We start from the raw sequence: 13,973 nt of genomic DNA, 5'->3' as shown, positions 1-13,973 counted from the left end.
CGCGCCGCTCATGACGGCCTCGGCGGCTTCCACGGCACTCCACGCGCTCCAGCAGGCGCTGTCCCAGGTCTCGGCCGAGATGGGGCAGGCGGTGTCGGCCATGTGGTAGCCGGCCTGTCCCACGGCGGAGGCCGGGTAGCGGCCATTGCGGCCAAGCGGGTGAATGTTCGGGATCACCTCTTCGGATGCGCCCTCGATGCGCTGCCAGCGCGTGTAGATGTGCTCCAGAAAGTCCAGATATTCCGGCGTGTGGATGGCGGCGATGGGACCGCGCCCATGCTCGCGGGGGCGCTCGATGGCGCAGCCGGCTGCCTTCGCGCCCAGGAGAAGACGCTCTGTCCGCTCGGGCTGCTCCGGGTTCGGCTGCGGCGCACCGCTTGAGAGGAAGGCTTTCGGATTGTGCTGTTTCTGCTCTACGGCGTAGAAGGCTTTCATCATTACCCCTGTCTTGTCTGACGGCTGGCCAACGCTTCAAAGGTTGCCCCATAAGCGGCGTGCGCGTGCTCGTTTTCATTCCAGCCGATGCCCAGCCGGGCGTAGAAGGCCTTTGCGTTGTGATTATCCGCATAAACCGAAAGCCGCAGGTAGACCCCGCCGCGCTGTTGCGACCACGCTGCCGTGGCAGCGAGCAGGGCTTCACCCGCGCCGCGCCCCCGCGCCTCTGGCGAGACGTAGAGATCCTGTACATAGACACCGGGCTTTCCGAGCCAGGTGGAAAACACCGGAAAGAAGAGGCTAAGCCCTGCAAACGCTCCATTGGCTTCTGCGATCAGGCAGGAGAAGGCCGCGTCCGGCCCGAAGCCGAAGCGACGGAAATCCTCCACCTGCGCGACAGCGTGCTCCTGCTCTCCGACATAGACGGCGAGGTCCATGATGGCGCGATGGATCGTCTCTGCGTCATCCGCCGCGGCAGGGCGGATCGAAAAGCCGGTGTCGGCGACGGCGTGTTTCGGCATGGGATACTCCTTAGAATGCGACCCGGTCGCCTCCCTTGAGGCCCAGCAGATCGCGCGCCTCGGCAGGAGAGGCGATCTCCAGCGAGAGGGCCTCCAGAACGGTTCGGATGCGTTTTACCTGATCTGCATTGGAGCGCGCCAGTTCGCCGCGTCCATTGTACAGGCTGTCCTCCAGCCCGACACGCACATTGCCGCCCATGGCCGCCGACATGCTGATCATCGGCATCTGGTGCCGGCCGGCGGCCAGAACCGAGAAGCTGTAATCGTCGCCGAAAAGCTTGTCGGCAATGCGCTTCATGTGCGTGAGGTTTTCCGGGTCCGGCCCAATGCCGCCCAGAACGCCGAACACGAACTGGATGAAGAGGTGGCCAGAGACCAGCCCGCGATCGCGGAAATAGGCCAGCGAATAGAGGTGGCCGACATCGTAGCACTCGAACTCGAACCGCGTGCCGCAGCCCTGTCCGAGCCGGGTCAGGATGTTCTCCATGTCGGCGAAAGTGTTCTGGAAGATGGAGCTGCGCGTTGCCTCAAGAAGCTGCGGCTCCCATTCGTGCTGCCAGTCGGTCTTCTTTTCCAGCGCCGGAAAGAGGCCGAAATTCATCGAGCCCATGTTGAGCGAGCACATTTCGGGCTCGGCGCGCAGGGCTGCGGCGATGCGGTCTTCCAGCTTCATCAGCGAGGAGCCGCCGGTGGAAATGTTCACCACCGCATCGGTCGACTGCTTGATACGCGGGAGAAACTGCATGAACAGCGCTGGGTCGGCCGAGGGGCGGCCATCCTCGGGGTCGCGGGCATGCAGATGCAGGATCGACGCGCCGGCCTCTGCCGCCGCGATGGCCTCGGAGGCGATCTGGTCGGGCGTGATCGGCAGATGGGGGGACATGGAGGGCGTGTGCACGGAGCCGGTGACCGCACAGGTTACGACGACCTTGCGGCCCGGCTTCTTCTTCATGCCATCGGTCTTTGTGTCTTTGGTCATGGTGCAGCTCAGCGGTTGACGGGGAGATCGAGTTCGGCGGCCAGTGCCTCGAGCGTGTCGCCCAGAATGGCCGTGATGGAGCCGATCTCCTCGTTTGTGACGATCATGGGCGGGCAGACGAGGAAGTGATCGCCCTCGACCCCGCCGCGGGTGCGCCTGGAATAGATGATGAGCCCACGCTCATAGGCCATGTCGACCATGCGCTGATGCGCGTTCAGCTCCTTGGGCAGGGGCTTCATCGTCTCGCGGTCGGAGACGAATTCGGCAGCGAGCAGAAGCCCCTTGCCGCGCACGTCGCCGATGAAGGGGAAGCGCTCGGAGAGGCGTTCAAGCTCGCCCTTCAGCACCTCGCCCATCCGGGCCGCATTGTCGATCAGACCGAGACGGTCGATCTCATTGAGCACCGCGACACCGGCCGCGCAGGCGAGCGGATTGCCGGCATAGGTGAAGCCGTGCTGGAAACCGCCGGCATCCAGAACGGGCTTAACGAGGCGGGAAGGGGCGGCCATCGCGCCTAGCGGACAATAGCCGGAGGCAAAGCCCTTGGACAGCGCGATCAGGTCCGGCTTGCAGTTCCAGTGGTCGCCGCCGAGGAATTTGCCCGTGCGCCCCACGCCGCTCATTACCTCGTCATGGATGAGGAGAATGCCGTAGCGGTCGCAGATCTCGCGGATGCGCGGGAAATAGCTGTCGGGCGCAACCAGCGCACCGGTCGAAGCGCCGCCGATGGGCTCCATGATGAAGGCGAGCACGCTTTCCGGGCCTTCGGCCAGAATCTTCTCTTCCAGCATGTCGGCATATTTGATGCCGCGCTGCTCCATGGTGAGATTGTCGCGGTCGAGATAGGCGGTGGGGGCCGGGATTTTCGGCATCTCGCGCATCATCGGCGAGAACGGGTCGCTGAGCGCTGCATAGCCGGTCACGCCAAGCGCGCCCAGCGTTCCGCCATGATAGGAGGGGAAGCGCGAGATCACCTTCCAGCGTTCGCTCTGGCCCACGGCAAGCGCCCACTGGCGGGCAAGCTTGATGCAGGATTCCACCGCTTCGGAACCACCGGAAACGAAGAAGATGCGGTCCATGCCTTCCGGCAGGCGTTCCGCCGCCATGCGGGCGAGGTCTTCCGCCGGCTCATTCTCGAAGTGCAGGCGGTAGGCGAAGGTCACGCGGTCCATCTGGCGCTTCATCGCGTCGAGCACGTTGCGGTTGCCGTGGCCGATATTGACGACCATCGCGCCGCTCGACCCGTCGATCATGCGGCGGCCTTCCTGATCCCACAGATAGATGCCCTCGGCGCGGTCCACCAGCGGCCGGCGCAGGCGCGACTGGTAGAAGAGGTGAGACGGGGGGCGTTGTGTCGAAGTTTCATTCTGCATGGCGTGTCTCGCTCAGCGGGAGAGATAACGGTCGAGGACATTCGATGTGACGCGCTCGACCATCGCGTCACCGCGTTTCAGCGCGGCCACCCATTCGCAGCTTCCGGCGTGGAACACCTCGCCACGGCCGCGCGGGAAATTGACGATCATGCCCGAGCCGCGCTTGATGCGGTTCACGGCCTCGTCGGACTGGTTGCCGACCAGCGTTTCGGCGACGAACTTTGCGTCGGCGTCGGAGAGAAACTGGTCGTCGGCGGGAATGTCGGCGCTCTCCTCCTTGAGGGAGGACATGCCGAGCGCCAGGATCTCGAGCCCTTCGGGCGCGCCGGAACCCTCCGTCGGTTCCGGCAGACCGCCGCGGATCACATAGTCGAGCCCGTCCACCTCATAGCCGAAGGCGTGACCATCCGCGCCCAGCAGGTCGCCGTAATAGATGCCGGTTCCGGCGAAGGCCCAGTGCTCGGGCCGGTAGACGGGGAACCCGCGCACGCCGCGCGGCGCGCAGCCGCCCCAGCCCACATAAAGGCCGCGCAGGGCGTTGAGGCCGAATGTCCGTGCGGCTGGCCGTCCGGTCTCTTCCGCTTCCCAGCAGCCGGAGGTGCGGCGTTTGTCTTCCGACTGATAGACCGGGTCTTCCGCACGCGCGCGGTATTTGTAGCAGACCTGCTTCTTGCCATCGTCTTCAAGCCGCGTCTGCCACATGAAGTTGCCGGCGAAGCGGGCCGCCCTGCCGCCATTCTCGACATAGGCATCGACAGCGTCGCGCATCTCCCATGTCCAGTATTCGTCATGGCCGACGAAGACAACGCAGTCATAGCCGTCGAGAATTTCCGGCGTGAAGTGCAGCTCGTGCTGGCTCGCCAGATCGACCGCATAGCCGGCGCGTTCCGCCCAGCGGAAGAAGTGGCTGTCATAGCTTGCCCAGCCGGCGGAGGCGTATTTCTTGGAATAGCCATTGGCATAGGCCCATTCCATGTGCGGATAGCGCGGGGGTGCAGCCGGCGGGGTGTAGATCTCCAGCGGCACGCGTGGCGCACTCTCCGGCAGAATTGCGAAACCACGGCAGAACGGGCGCTCGGTGCTGACCATGGGCGCATACTGATTGCGTCCGGGGCCGGTGATGCCCTGATAGTGGTTGGAGCCGCCCCAGGTGTTGTAGGCGGTCCAGGTGCCGGTGGCGGCGACCTGCAGAATGCGGCCGGGCTTGCGACCGGCAAGCGGGCGCACGATGAACACATGGTGGCAGGTGATGGGGGTGCCGTCGCGGCCCTCTGCCGTCAGCGTGATGCGATAAGCGCCCGACGGCCAGTCCTCGCCGATGCGGAACGCATGGGAGACCGACCAGCCGCAACCAATGACGGAGCACTGGCCGGGCGTGTCCTGCCAGGCGGCGGCAAGGCCGTCCTGCGACAGGACCGGGGTTTCCGTTGCGCCGTCGCGCACGATCTCCAGCCGGTATCGGGAAGCGGTCGCGCTCACATGCAGGTTGACCGTCGCGCCCGGCGGATAGGCATAGGCGTCGGTGTAGCACCAGATTTCGCCGCGTGCGCCGTCCATGCCGGGAATTTCGTAATAGTGGCCCAGAACCGCCTCGCGGCGTTGCTCTGGCGTCAGCCCGAAATCGGGGAACTCGGTTTCGATGATATGCATGGTCTCAGGCGGCAAGATACTTCTTGAGGAAGGAGCGGGTGCGCTCCTGCTTGGGGGCGGTGAAGATCTCGCCGGGCGGGCCTTCCTCCACCACGACGCCGCCATCCATGAACAGGACGCGGTCGGCGACTTCGCCGGCAAAGCGCATTTCATGGGTGACGATCAGCATGGTCATGTGCTCGGCGGCGAGCTGCTTCATCACCATGTTCACCTCGTCGACCAGCTCGGGATCGAGCGCGGAGGTTGCTTCATCGAAGAGCATCACCTTGGGCTGCATGGCCAGCGCGCGGGCGATGGCCACGCGCTGCTTCTGGCCACCCGACAGGCGGGAGGGATAGGCGTCGATCTTATCGGCGAGGCCGACCTTGGAGAGAAGCTCCAGCGTGAGTTCGCGCGCTGCGGCCTTGCTCATCCCCTTGAGGATGATCGGCCCCATGGCGATGTTGTCGTGCACGGTGAGGTGCGGGAACAGGTTGAAGTGCTGGAACACCATGCCCATCTGCTGGCGCACCGCATTGATGTGGCGCTCGAAGGCGCGGCCGGTGAGCGGCTGGTTGACCTGAACGCCATCGAGCCAGACCTCGCCGCCATTGAGCGTCTCAAGGTGGTTGATGGAGCGCAGGAGCGTGCTCTTACCGGAGCCGCTGGGGCCGATGATGGCGACGATCTGGCCGCGCTCGACGGAAAGGTCAATGCCTTTCAGAACCTCGAAGGAGCCATAGGCCTTGCGGGCGTCCTTGACCTCGACCATGGGGTTGCGGGTGCTCATCGAGAGACCTCCACTTTCTTTTCGACCTGCCGCAGGCCCGCTTCCAGAACGAGGTTCAGGATGTAGTAGAGCGCGGCGGCTGTGATGTAGAATTCGAACGGACGGAAGGTTTCGCTGATAGCAAGCTGGGCAGCGTGGACCAGTTCGGCGATGCCGATGACCGAGACCAGCGAGGATTCCTTCAAGAGGGCGATCATGTTGTTGCCTATGGGTGGCGCGGTGTTGCGCACCGCCTGCGGGATGACGACGTAGCGCAGCGTCTGCCAGCGGCCGAAGCCGATGCTGCGCGCGCCTTCTGACTGCCCCGGATCGACGGCGGTGATGCCGGCGCGCAGAATGTCGGCGTTGTAGACGGCGAAGTGCAGGCCAAGGCCGATAATGCCTGCGCCAAGCGCGGGAATGTCGATGCCGATCTGCACGAGGCCGAAATAGATCAGGAAGAGCTGCAGAAGCAGCGGTGTTCCCATGAACAGCCACATGAAGAAGCGCACGGGATAGGCGATGACCGCCGGGGCGTAGAGCACGGCGACGGCAAACAGAATGCCGCTGAAGAAGCTCAGTATGGACGATGTGACGGTGAGAACGATGGTCCACCAGACACCCATCCAGAAGAGGCCGAGATAGGGAGTGACGACGCTGAAATCCAAACCTTGCATGGGTCGCTCCCTCAGCTCAGCGCGTAGCGGCGGTCGAGCAGGTCGACGACACGCGCAACGGCATAAACGATGATCATGTAGAGAAGGGCGGCGACGCCGAAGATCTCGAACGGCTTGTAGGTGGAGCCGATGAAGCGTTGCGCGGTGTAGGTGAGTTCCACCACGGAGATGGTCGAGACCAGGGCGGAACCCTTCACCAGTGCGACCGTGTTGACGCCGAGCGGGCGGATCATCAGACGGGCGGCCTGCGGCAGAACCACTTTGCGCATGGTCTGCGCCCGGCCGAAGCCGATGGTGCGCGCGGCTTCCGCCTGGCCCCTGTCCACGGAGAGGATCGCGCCACGGATCGATTCAGCCATATAGGCGCCGATGTTGAGGCCGAGACCGATGACACCGGCGGCAAAGGCGTCGAGATGAATGCCGATCTGCGGCCCGCCGAAATAGAGAATGAAGAGCTGGATCAGGCAGGGTGTGCCGCGAAAGACACTCACATAGACCGTGCCGATCATGCGAACGGTGCGAGAGCGGGACAGTTTGGCGGCGGCGCCAAGCGAACCAGCGGCAAGGCCGATAACAAGCGCCAGTGCTGAAATCTGAACGGTGACCAGTGCGGCTTCCAGAAAGAACGGGAAGACGCGCACCATCAGGGAGAAATCCATACGGAAGCTCCGGAAAGGGGCAGGCGGGGCGACCGGCGCTGGAACGCGCCGGTCGGATGTTCACTGCGGGATCAGCGTATGTCGCTGCCGATCCATTCCATCGAGATCTTCTCGTAGGTGCCGTCTTCCATCATCGCATCAAGCGCTTCCTGCATGGCGGCTTTCAGCTCGGGGCTGTTCTTGCGGATGGCGATGCCGATGGCCACTGCGCCGCCCTCAATGTCCGGCGTGTCGAGCATGCGCAGCTTGTCACCGGTTTCCTTGATGGCGACACGCACGGGGATGTTGTCGACGACGATGGCGTCGAGGCGGCCGGACTTTAGCTCAAGCAGAAGCTCGGGCAGGCCCTTGTAGGTGCGGATGTCCCAGCCGCCCTGTTCGCGTGCCCACTTCTCGTGGGTTTCGCCCAGCGTCACGCCGAGCGTCTGCCCTTTGAGATCACCGAGCGCCTGCACCTCGGAATCTTCCATCACGAACACGGCGCGGCCGGCGTGGTAGTACGGGCCGACAAAGTCCACGACCTTTTCGCGCTCCGGCGTGATCGTCATGGAGCCGACGATAGTGTCGTATTTGCTGGCCAGAAGACCGGCGATGATGCCGTCCCAGGCGGTGGTGACGATCTCACCCTCGACGCCCAGACGCTTTGCGATTTCCATGCCGATTGAGGCATCGAAACCGACCACCTGGTTCTGATCGTTGACGAAATTGAAGGGCGGATACTGGCCCGACATGGCGATTTTCATCTCGCCGGCTTCCTTGATCGCTTCCAGATCGCCAGCCTTTGCTGGAAGCGTGCTGAAGCAGGCGGCGAAGCCGAGCGAGGCTGCAAGAAGACGCGACAATAGCTTGGACATGAGAATGGATCCTCCGTTCCTCTGGACGAATGCTGTTCTGTTTTTGGGCGTTGTTTCGATTTATGATTGCGTTTGCCGAAACATTACGCAAATAGATAATGGGAATATTAATTATAGATTTTGGAAATGATTGATCAGCGCAGCGAAAGGCTGGTTTGGGAACTCGACTGGAACCTTCTGCGAACCTTCGTCGTGATAGCGGAGGTGAAGAGCATCACGCGTGCTGCCGAACAGCTCAAACTCAAGCAGCCCAGTGTCAGCAATGCACTGAAGCGGCTTGAGGATCGCGTCGGTCGCCGGCTTGTGGAGCGTGACGCAACGCGCTTTGAGCTGACGGAGGTGGGGAAGTTGCTCTACGAGCAGAGCATCGAGGCCTTTGGCGCCATCTCGCAATTGCCGCTTTTGATGCGCGGGATCAATGACGAAGTGACAGGGCATGTGAACATCGCCCTTGCAAGCCATGTGGTGTCGCCCCTCTTCGACCGTGCGCTTACCGAGTTCCACAAAAACTATCCCCGCGCCAGCATCACACTCACGGTTTCGACAAGTATGGATGTGGCCAAACAGGTGCGCGAGCGGCGTGCCTCATTCGGTGTGTGCCTTGTGAGCCAGCGCGATCCGGCGCTTGACTACACGATGGTCTATCGAGAGTTCTTCGGCTTCTTCTGCGGCCCCGGCCACCGTCTTTATGGGCGCGGTGAACTCACCCTTGCCGACCTGAAAGGCGAATCGTCCGTTTCGTTCCAGACGGACCACATATCCGATGCGCTGCGTCCCGTGGCGCTTCTGCGCAGTGAAGCAAAGCTGGACAATAGCGTGGTCGGCGTGTCCTCCAGTCTTGAAGAGGTGCGGCGCATGATTCTGGCTGGCCTCGGAATCGGTCCACTGCCGCTGCATGTGGCGCGGCGTGACGTCAATGACGGGCTGCTGTGGCGTCTGCCACCCTATGACCGGCCGCCACAGATCGATATTTTCATGCTGACCAATCCGGAAAAGGTTCTGAACCGGGCAGAGAAGGCGTTGATCGCCGGGCTTCAGACGCTGATCTCCGAAACCCCGTTCGAGGAACGCGTCTACGACCGCTGAGGCGTCATTCCGTTGCGACGAGCAGCGCTTCGCCGCGGGCGCGCAGGCCGGCTTCGAGCTCCGCAGAGCGGCGCGCTTTGAGATCGAAGCGCACCGTGGTGGTGCGGTTCACGGCGCGCACGACGCCATCGATGCTGCCGGTCATGACCTGCTCGAAACTCACCGATGAACGCCCAAGGCGCGTCACATGGGAGTGGATCGTCAAAAGCGCGCCGGCTTCGGTCTCGTGCTTGTATTCTGTCTCGCTGCGCACATCGGCCCAGCCAAGGTCGCGGTTGTCGATGGCCTCGGGGCCGGCCAGATGGCCGAGCAACTGAAAGCTGGCGTCATCGAACATCGCCGCATAGTGGCGCACATTCATGTGCCCCATCGTGTCGCACATCCAGGGATGGGCAACACCGACAAAGGTTGTGAGTGCGGTGGAGGTCACAGGCTGTTCTTCCGCGTCTGGGTGTTGGGAGGGGCCTGCCGGCAGGCATCGTCGCATCGAGCAAACGACAGAAGCGGTGATTTTTCAAGGCCTGGCCCAATGCCGTCTGCATGACCTCTGGCCGAGCGGGTGCCCCGGCGTCTCAAAAACGCTCTGCGTGGTCCCGACAGCTTGCCGTGCGATTGGATCCGGGCGGCCGGTGACTTGACAAGGTGCCGGCGATGCGGCTTGATACGGAAGTCCATTAATATGGATATTACTACATAATAATGGACTAACGGCAATCAGCAGGGGAGCACTCTATGTCTATTTCATCGCATGCGAAATCACTGATACTCACCGTGGCGGTGGTGGCTGCCGCTGCACCGGCGGTCGCTCAGGATCAAGGCAAGCTTAATGAGGTTCTGGAGCGCGGTCACCTCATTCTGGGCACCGGCAGCACCAACGCGCCCTGGCATTTCAAGAGCGTGGACGACAAGCTCCAGGGTTTCGACGTCGATATGGGGCGGATCATCGCCAAGGCACTGTTCGGCGACCCGGACAAGATCGAGTATGTGACGCAGTCGTCAGACGCGCGTATTCCGAACATCACCACCGGCAAGGTGGATGTGACCTGCCAGTTCATGACGGTAACGGGTGAGCGTGCCCAGCAGGTTGCCTTCACCATTCCCTATTATCGCGAGGGTGTGGGCCTTATGCTGAAGGCCGATGGCGACTATGCGGATTATGATGCGCTGAAGGAAGCCGGCTCGTCCGTCACGGTCTCCGTGCTTCAGAATGTCTATGCAGAAGACATGGTTCACGCGGCCCTGCCGGAGGCCTCGGTCGATCAGTACGAATCCGTCGACCTGATCTATCAGGCGCTGGAATCCGGCCGGGCCGATGCGGTTGCCACAGACCAGTCTTCGCTGGCGTGGTACATGACGCAGAATCCGGGCCGCTATACGGATGCCGGCTATGGCTGGAATCCGCAGTCCTATTCCTGTGCCGTGGCGCAGGGCGATTCTGACTGGCTCCACTTCGTCAACACGGCGCTTCACGAAGCGATGACCGGGGTCGAGTTCAATTTTTACGCTGAATCGTTCAAGACATGGTTCGGCAAGGAGCTTCAGCCGCCGCAGATCGGTTTCCCCGTAGAGTACAAATAACCATCGCGTATGGGCGAAAGCAGGCGGCGGCACATCGCCGCCTGCTTCGTTCCTGTTGCATGGCTGGGAACCAATATGGGCTATACACTCAATTTTTCCGCCGTCTGGCGCAGCTTCGATCAGCTTCTCTGGGGGCTTCTGCTCAGCCTTGAACTGGCGATTGGCGCAATCCTGATCGGCGCCGTCATCGGCCTCGTAACCGCCTTTGGCCTCATCTCCAAAAGCGGCTGGGCGCGCCGTCCGGCAGCGCTTTACGTCACGGTGATCCGCAATCTGCCGATCCTCGTTCTGATCCTGTTTTCCTATTTCGCGTTGCCGCAGATGGGTGTCCGTCTGGGCAAGATCGAAAGTTTTGTGGCCACGCTCGCTATCTATTCCGGCGCCTATCTGGCGGAGGTGTTTCGCGCGGGCCTTCTGTCCATCCCCAACGGTCTGAAGGAAGCGGGCCTCGCCATCGGTCTGACGCCGATGCAGATCCGCACCTCCATCGTCATACCGCTGATGTTCAGAAACGTGCTGCCGTCGCTGTCATCCACGCTGATCTCGCTCTTCAAGGACACGTCTCTGGCCGCAGCCATCGCCGTGCCGGAACTCACCTTTGAGGCGCGCAAGATCAATGTCGAAACCTTCCGTGTGGTCGAGACCTGGATCGTCGCTTCCTGTCTCTATGTCGCCACCTGCACGGTGCTGGCCGCGCTTATGCGCATGGTCGAGCGTCGTCTCGTGATTTCGAGGTGAGCCGATGAACGAGTTTTCCGCATTTCTCGATCAGGTCTGGCTTGCCCGTTTCGTGATCCTGCGCGGTCTTGGCCTGACTGTTTCAATCTCGCTTCTCGCCATCGCGCTTGGCTCCGTGCTGGGCGTTCTGGTCGGGCTTGCGCTGACCTATGGAAACAGGCCGCTGCGGTTTGTCGTGCGCGCCTATACGGATTTCATCCGTGGCACGCCCGTGCTCGTTCTGGTGCTCGCCAGCTTCTACATCCTGTCCACGATCGGCATTGAGCTGAATGCGTTTCAGGCGGGTGTGTTTGCGCTGGCGGTCTTCTGCTCCTCGCATGTGGGGGAAATCGTGCGCGGCGCGCTGCAGGCCATTCCGGCCGGGCAGACAGAAGCCGCCAAGGCCATCGGCCTCACCTTCCGCCAGACCTTCACTTCGGTTCTGTGGCCGCAGGCGCTGCGCCAGATGCTGCCCACCTGGGTGAACACGGCTGCGGAGATGGTCAAGCGTCCACGCTTCTGTCCGTCATCGGCGTGGCCGAGCTTCTGCTCCGCACGCAGGAGATCATCTCGCGCAATTTCATGAGCCTGGAGTTCTATTTCCTGGCCGGCCTTCTCTACTTCGCCATCAATTACGCCATCGAGCGCTTCGGCAAATATGTCGAGCGCAAGGTGTCTGTTCCATCCTGAGAGTACCCGACATGACGAAGAACCTTCTTGAAATTCAGGCCCTGCGCAAGCGCTACGGTTCGGTGGAGGTGCTCAAGGGCGTCGACTGCACCATGCAGCAGGGTGAGGTGATCTCGATCATCGGTTCGTCGGGCTCCGGCAAGACAACCATGCTGCGCTGCATCAACATGCTGGAGGATTTTCAGGGCGGCCGCATCCTCATCGATGGCGAACCCATCGGCTATGAAGAGCGCAACGGCGTGCGCGTCCGCAAGAGCGAGAAGGAAATCGCCCGCCAGCGCGCGCTGACGGGCATGGCCTTCCAGCAGTTCAACCTGTTCCCGCACATGACGGCCGCCTCCAATGTCATGCTTGGCCTGATCAAGGTGAAGAAGATGGCGCGCGACGAGGCGCGCAGCGTCGCGGAAAAATGGCTCGACCGCGTCGGTCTCGGGCAGCGTGCGGATCACTACCCCGGTCAGCTGTCCGGCGGTCAACAGCAGCGTGTGGCCATCGCCCGCGCCATCGCCATGAACCCGCGCCTCATGCTCTTCGACGAGGTCACGTCTGCGCTTGATCCCGAACTGGTCGGCGAAGTGCTGCAGGTGATCAAGGATCTGGCTGCCGATGGCATGAGCATGCTCCTTGTCACCCACGAAATGCGCTTTGCCTTCGAGGTTTCCTCTCGCGTCATCTTCATGAACCAGGGTGTGATCGGTGAGGAGGGCGATCCGAAGGTGATGTTCCTGAAGCCGCAGACCGAACGCCTTGCCGAATTCCTCAAGACGTCGAGCTTCGCCTGAGGTCTTGACCAACTGTCGCCGGCGCGCCTGAGCGCCCGGCGGAAAATCTGGCCCCTGCCACGCACAGAATGATGGCGGCGGTGATCGCCATCATGCCGGCCGTCACGGGTTCGTGCAGCAGCATCGCCGCCAGCGCGAAGCCGAAAAAGGGCTGCAAAAGCTGCAACTGGCCAACCGTCGCCGTGCCGCCCAGCGCCAGCCCGCGATACCAGAAGACGAAGCCGATCAGCATGCTGAAGACGGACACATAGCCAAATCCGAGCCACGCCCCCGTATCCACGGTCTCAAACCCTGCCGGCAGGGTGTAGAGCGCCAGCGGCAGCATGAGCGGGAGCGACAGAACCAGCGCCCATGAGATCACCTGCCAGCCGCCCATCCGCCGTGAAAGCGATGCGCCTTCCGCATAGCCGAGCCCGCACACGATGATGGCCGCAAGCATCAAGAGGTCGCCCTTCGGGGAAGCGGTCATGCCCTGGCTTGCCGCATAGCCCACGACAAGCGCGCTCCCCATCACCGAGAACAGCCAGAATGCCGGGCGTGGGCGCTCGCCGCCGCGCACGACGCCGAAAATGGCTGTCGCAAGCGGCAGAAGACCGATGAACACGATGGAATGCGCCGAGGTGATGTGCTCGAGCGCCAGCGCCGTCAGCAGGGGAAAACCAACCACCACGCCGATGGCGACGATGAACAGCCCTTTCAACTCGCTTCGCTTCGGCAGGTTTTCCCGAAACGCCAGCAGAAGAAACCCGCCCAGAAGCCCGGCAATCGACGCGCGCGCTACGGTCAGAAACACCGGATCGAAGCCCAGCACCGCCACCCGTGTCGCCGGCAGCGATCCGCTGAAGATGATCACACCCAGAAGGCCGCTTGCCCATCCGATCTTTGTCTTGTTCATGCCACGCTCCTTTTCTCCTGCCTGTGTGGGGCAGGGGGCATGGCATCGCCAGAGACGATGCAGTACAATTTTGACAAACTGTAATGGTCGAACGGACAGTACAGCGATGCTGACATCCACACGCAATGCCGATGAGACACGCCTTGAAGGCGTCATGTCCGCGATTCGCGGGCGCATCGCCAATCGAACGCTGACGCCGGGGGCGAAGCTGCCGTCTATCCGCAGCTGCGCGCGCTCCATGGGTGTTTCGAAATCCACCGTGGTCGAGGCCTATGACCGGCTTGCCGCCGAAGGCGTGATCCGCTCGCGGCCGGGGGCCGGGTTCTTCG

Annotated in this window: 15 protein-coding genes and 2 pseudogenes; 6 read left to right on the top strand and 11 right to left on the bottom strand. The window is 62.5% G+C overall.

Annotation, left to right across the window (positions count from 1 at the left end; genetic code table 11):
• The 9 genes and pseudogenes from JCM21793_RS19880 to JCM21793_RS19840 all read right to left on the bottom strand — a co-directional run.
• A pseudogene (locus JCM21793_RS19880) lies at positions 1–435 on the bottom strand (histone deacetylase family protein); the annotation flags it as partial.
• 2 nt (positions 436–437) lie between these two features.
• Positions 438–956 carry a GNAT family N-acetyltransferase gene (locus JCM21793_RS19875; protein WP_007008961.1) on the bottom strand — a complete coding sequence of 173 codons (519 nt, stop codon included), beginning with the start codon at positions 954–956 and terminating at the stop codon, positions 438–440.
• Between the two features lie 10 nt (positions 957–966).
• Complete coding sequence (kce, locus tag JCM21793_RS19870) at positions 967–1,935, bottom strand: 3,5-dioxohexanoate:acetyl-CoA acetone transferase (protein WP_025031486.1); 969 nt, start codon at positions 1,933–1,935, stop codon at positions 967–969.
• An 8-nt stretch (positions 1,936–1,943) separates the two neighbouring features.
• Positions 1,944–3,308, bottom strand: coding sequence for an aminotransferase family protein (locus tag JCM21793_RS19865; RefSeq protein WP_025031485.1), 1,365 nt, complete (start codon positions 3,306–3,308; stop codon positions 1,944–1,946).
• Between the two features lie 12 nt (positions 3,309–3,320).
• Positions 3,321–4,958 carry a N,N-dimethylformamidase beta subunit family domain-containing protein gene (locus JCM21793_RS19860; RefSeq protein WP_025031484.1) on the bottom strand — a complete coding sequence of 546 codons (1,638 nt, stop codon included), beginning with the start codon at positions 4,956–4,958 and terminating at the stop codon, positions 3,321–3,323.
• A 4-nt stretch (positions 4,959–4,962) separates the two neighbouring features.
• Entirely contained in the window at positions 4,963–5,727 is a 765-nt protein-coding gene (locus JCM21793_RS19855) for an amino acid ABC transporter ATP-binding protein (protein WP_007008957.1), read from the bottom strand.
• Positions 5,724–6,383, bottom strand: a complete 660-nt coding sequence (locus JCM21793_RS19850; RefSeq protein ID WP_025031483.1) for an amino acid ABC transporter permease — start codon at positions 6,381–6,383, stop codon at positions 5,724–5,726. The genes JCM21793_RS19855 and JCM21793_RS19850 overlap by 4 nt, the downstream gene beginning before the upstream one ends.
• An 11-nt stretch (positions 6,384–6,394) precedes the next feature.
• A complete protein-coding gene (locus JCM21793_RS19845; protein ID WP_025031482.1) occupies positions 6,395–7,042 on the bottom strand; it encodes an amino acid ABC transporter permease in 648 nt (215 codons plus the stop codon).
• A gap of 71 nt (positions 7,043–7,113) precedes the next feature.
• Positions 7,114–7,896 (bottom strand): ABC transporter substrate-binding protein, encoded by a 783-nt coding sequence (locus JCM21793_RS19840; RefSeq protein WP_025031481.1) that lies wholly within the window; start codon positions 7,894–7,896, stop codon positions 7,114–7,116.
• 126 nt (positions 7,897–8,022) lie between these two features.
• Here JCM21793_RS19840 and JCM21793_RS19835 point away from each other — a divergent pair, with 126 nt between their 5' ends.
• Positions 8,023–8,982: a LysR family transcriptional regulator gene (locus tag JCM21793_RS19835; protein WP_025031480.1), complete on the top strand. Its 960-nt coding sequence runs from the start codon at positions 8,023–8,025 to the stop codon at positions 8,980–8,982.
• Between the two features lie 4 nt (positions 8,983–8,986).
• On the opposite strand, the gene JCM21793_RS19830 is transcribed toward JCM21793_RS19835, so the two are convergent.
• Entirely contained in the window at positions 8,987–9,412 is a 426-nt protein-coding gene (locus JCM21793_RS19830; RefSeq protein ID WP_025031479.1) for an acyl-CoA thioesterase, read from the bottom strand.
• Between the two features lie 302 nt (positions 9,413–9,714).
• Here JCM21793_RS19830 and JCM21793_RS19825 point away from each other — a divergent pair, with 302 nt between their 5' ends.
• The 4 genes and pseudogenes from JCM21793_RS19825 to JCM21793_RS19810 all read left to right on the top strand — a co-directional run bounded on the left by JCM21793_RS19825 (position 9,715) and on the right by JCM21793_RS19810 (position 12,749).
• Positions 9,715–10,560 (top strand): transporter substrate-binding protein, encoded by an 846-nt coding sequence (locus tag JCM21793_RS19825; RefSeq protein WP_025031478.1) that lies wholly within the window; start codon positions 9,715–9,717, stop codon positions 10,558–10,560.
• 75 nt (positions 10,561–10,635) lie between these two features.
• Positions 10,636–11,298, top strand: a complete 663-nt coding sequence (locus JCM21793_RS19820) for an amino acid ABC transporter permease (RefSeq protein ID WP_025031477.1) — start codon at positions 10,636–10,638, stop codon at positions 11,296–11,298.
• Between the two features lie 4 nt (positions 11,299–11,302).
• Positions 11,303–11,967, top strand: a pseudogene (locus JCM21793_RS27205) (amino acid ABC transporter permease).
• An 11-nt stretch (positions 11,968–11,978) separates the two neighbouring features.
• The gene (locus JCM21793_RS19810; protein ID WP_007008948.1) at positions 11,979–12,749 is read left to right on the top strand and encodes an amino acid ABC transporter ATP-binding protein; all 771 of its coding nucleotides are present in this window, start codon (positions 11,979–11,981) and stop codon (positions 12,747–12,749) included.
• Here the strand turns inward: JCM21793_RS19810 and JCM21793_RS19805 are convergent.
• Positions 12,727–13,644 (bottom strand): DMT family transporter, encoded by a 918-nt coding sequence (locus JCM21793_RS19805; RefSeq protein ID WP_025031476.1) that lies wholly within the window; start codon positions 13,642–13,644, stop codon positions 12,727–12,729. The two genes, JCM21793_RS19810 and JCM21793_RS19805, sit on opposite strands and share 23 nt — an antisense overlap.
• 106 nt (positions 13,645–13,750) lie before the next feature.
• On the opposite strand from JCM21793_RS19805, the gene JCM21793_RS27200 reads away from it, so the two are divergent.
• Positions 13,751–13,973: GntR family transcriptional regulator (locus JCM21793_RS27200; RefSeq protein ID WP_036541036.1), on the top strand; the 223-nt coding region annotated here is incomplete at its 3' end.

Origin of the sequence: Nitratireductor aquibiodomus NL21 = JCM 21793 (assembly GCF_000615975.1) — a bacterium.
GTDB lineage: Bacteria > Pseudomonadota > Alphaproteobacteria > Rhizobiales > Rhizobiaceae > Nitratireductor > Nitratireductor aquibiodomus.
Note: the sequence above shows the minus strand (reverse complement) of the source record. Positions and strands in the feature narration are given on the sequence as shown.

Excerpts from the sequence above, each read along its gene's own strand:
- JCM21793_RS19875 (WP_007008961.1), bottom strand. The coding sequence starts at position 956 with ATGCCGAAACACGCCGTCGCCGACACCGGCTTTTCGATCCGCCCTGCC.
- kce (WP_025031486.1), bottom strand. The coding sequence starts at position 1,935 with ATGACCAAAGACACAAAGACCGATGGCATGAAGAAGAAGCCGGGCCGC.
- JCM21793_RS19865 (WP_025031485.1), bottom strand. The coding sequence starts at position 3,308 with ATGCAGAATGAAACTTCGACACAACGCCCCCCGTCTCACCTCTTCTAC.
- JCM21793_RS19860 (WP_025031484.1), bottom strand. The coding sequence starts at position 4,958 with ATGCATATCATCGAAACCGAGTTCCCCGATTTCGGGCTGACGCCAGAG.
- JCM21793_RS19855 (WP_007008957.1), bottom strand. The coding sequence starts at position 5,727 with ATGAGCACCCGCAACCCCATGGTCGAGGTCAAGGACGCCCGCAAGGCC.
- JCM21793_RS19850 (WP_025031483.1), bottom strand. The coding sequence starts at position 6,383 with ATGCAAGGTTTGGATTTCAGCGTCGTCACTCCCTATCTCGGCCTCTTC.
- JCM21793_RS19845 (WP_025031482.1), bottom strand. The coding sequence starts at position 7,042 with ATGGATTTCTCCCTGATGGTGCGCGTCTTCCCGTTCTTTCTGGAAGCC.
- JCM21793_RS19840 (WP_025031481.1), bottom strand. The coding sequence starts at position 7,896 with ATGTCCAAGCTATTGTCGCGTCTTCTTGCAGCCTCGCTCGGCTTCGCC.
- JCM21793_RS19835 (WP_025031480.1), top strand. The coding sequence starts at position 8,023 with ATGATTGATCAGCGCAGCGAAAGGCTGGTTTGGGAACTCGACTGGAAC.
- JCM21793_RS19825 (WP_025031478.1), top strand. The coding sequence starts at position 9,715 with ATGTCTATTTCATCGCATGCGAAATCACTGATACTCACCGTGGCGGTG.
- JCM21793_RS19820 (WP_025031477.1), top strand. The coding sequence starts at position 10,636 with ATGGGCTATACACTCAATTTTTCCGCCGTCTGGCGCAGCTTCGATCAG.
- JCM21793_RS19810 (WP_007008948.1), top strand. The coding sequence starts at position 11,979 with ATGACGAAGAACCTTCTTGAAATTCAGGCCCTGCGCAAGCGCTACGGT.
- JCM21793_RS19805 (WP_025031476.1), bottom strand. The coding sequence starts at position 13,644 with ATGAACAAGACAAAGATCGGATGGGCAAGCGGCCTTCTGGGTGTGATC.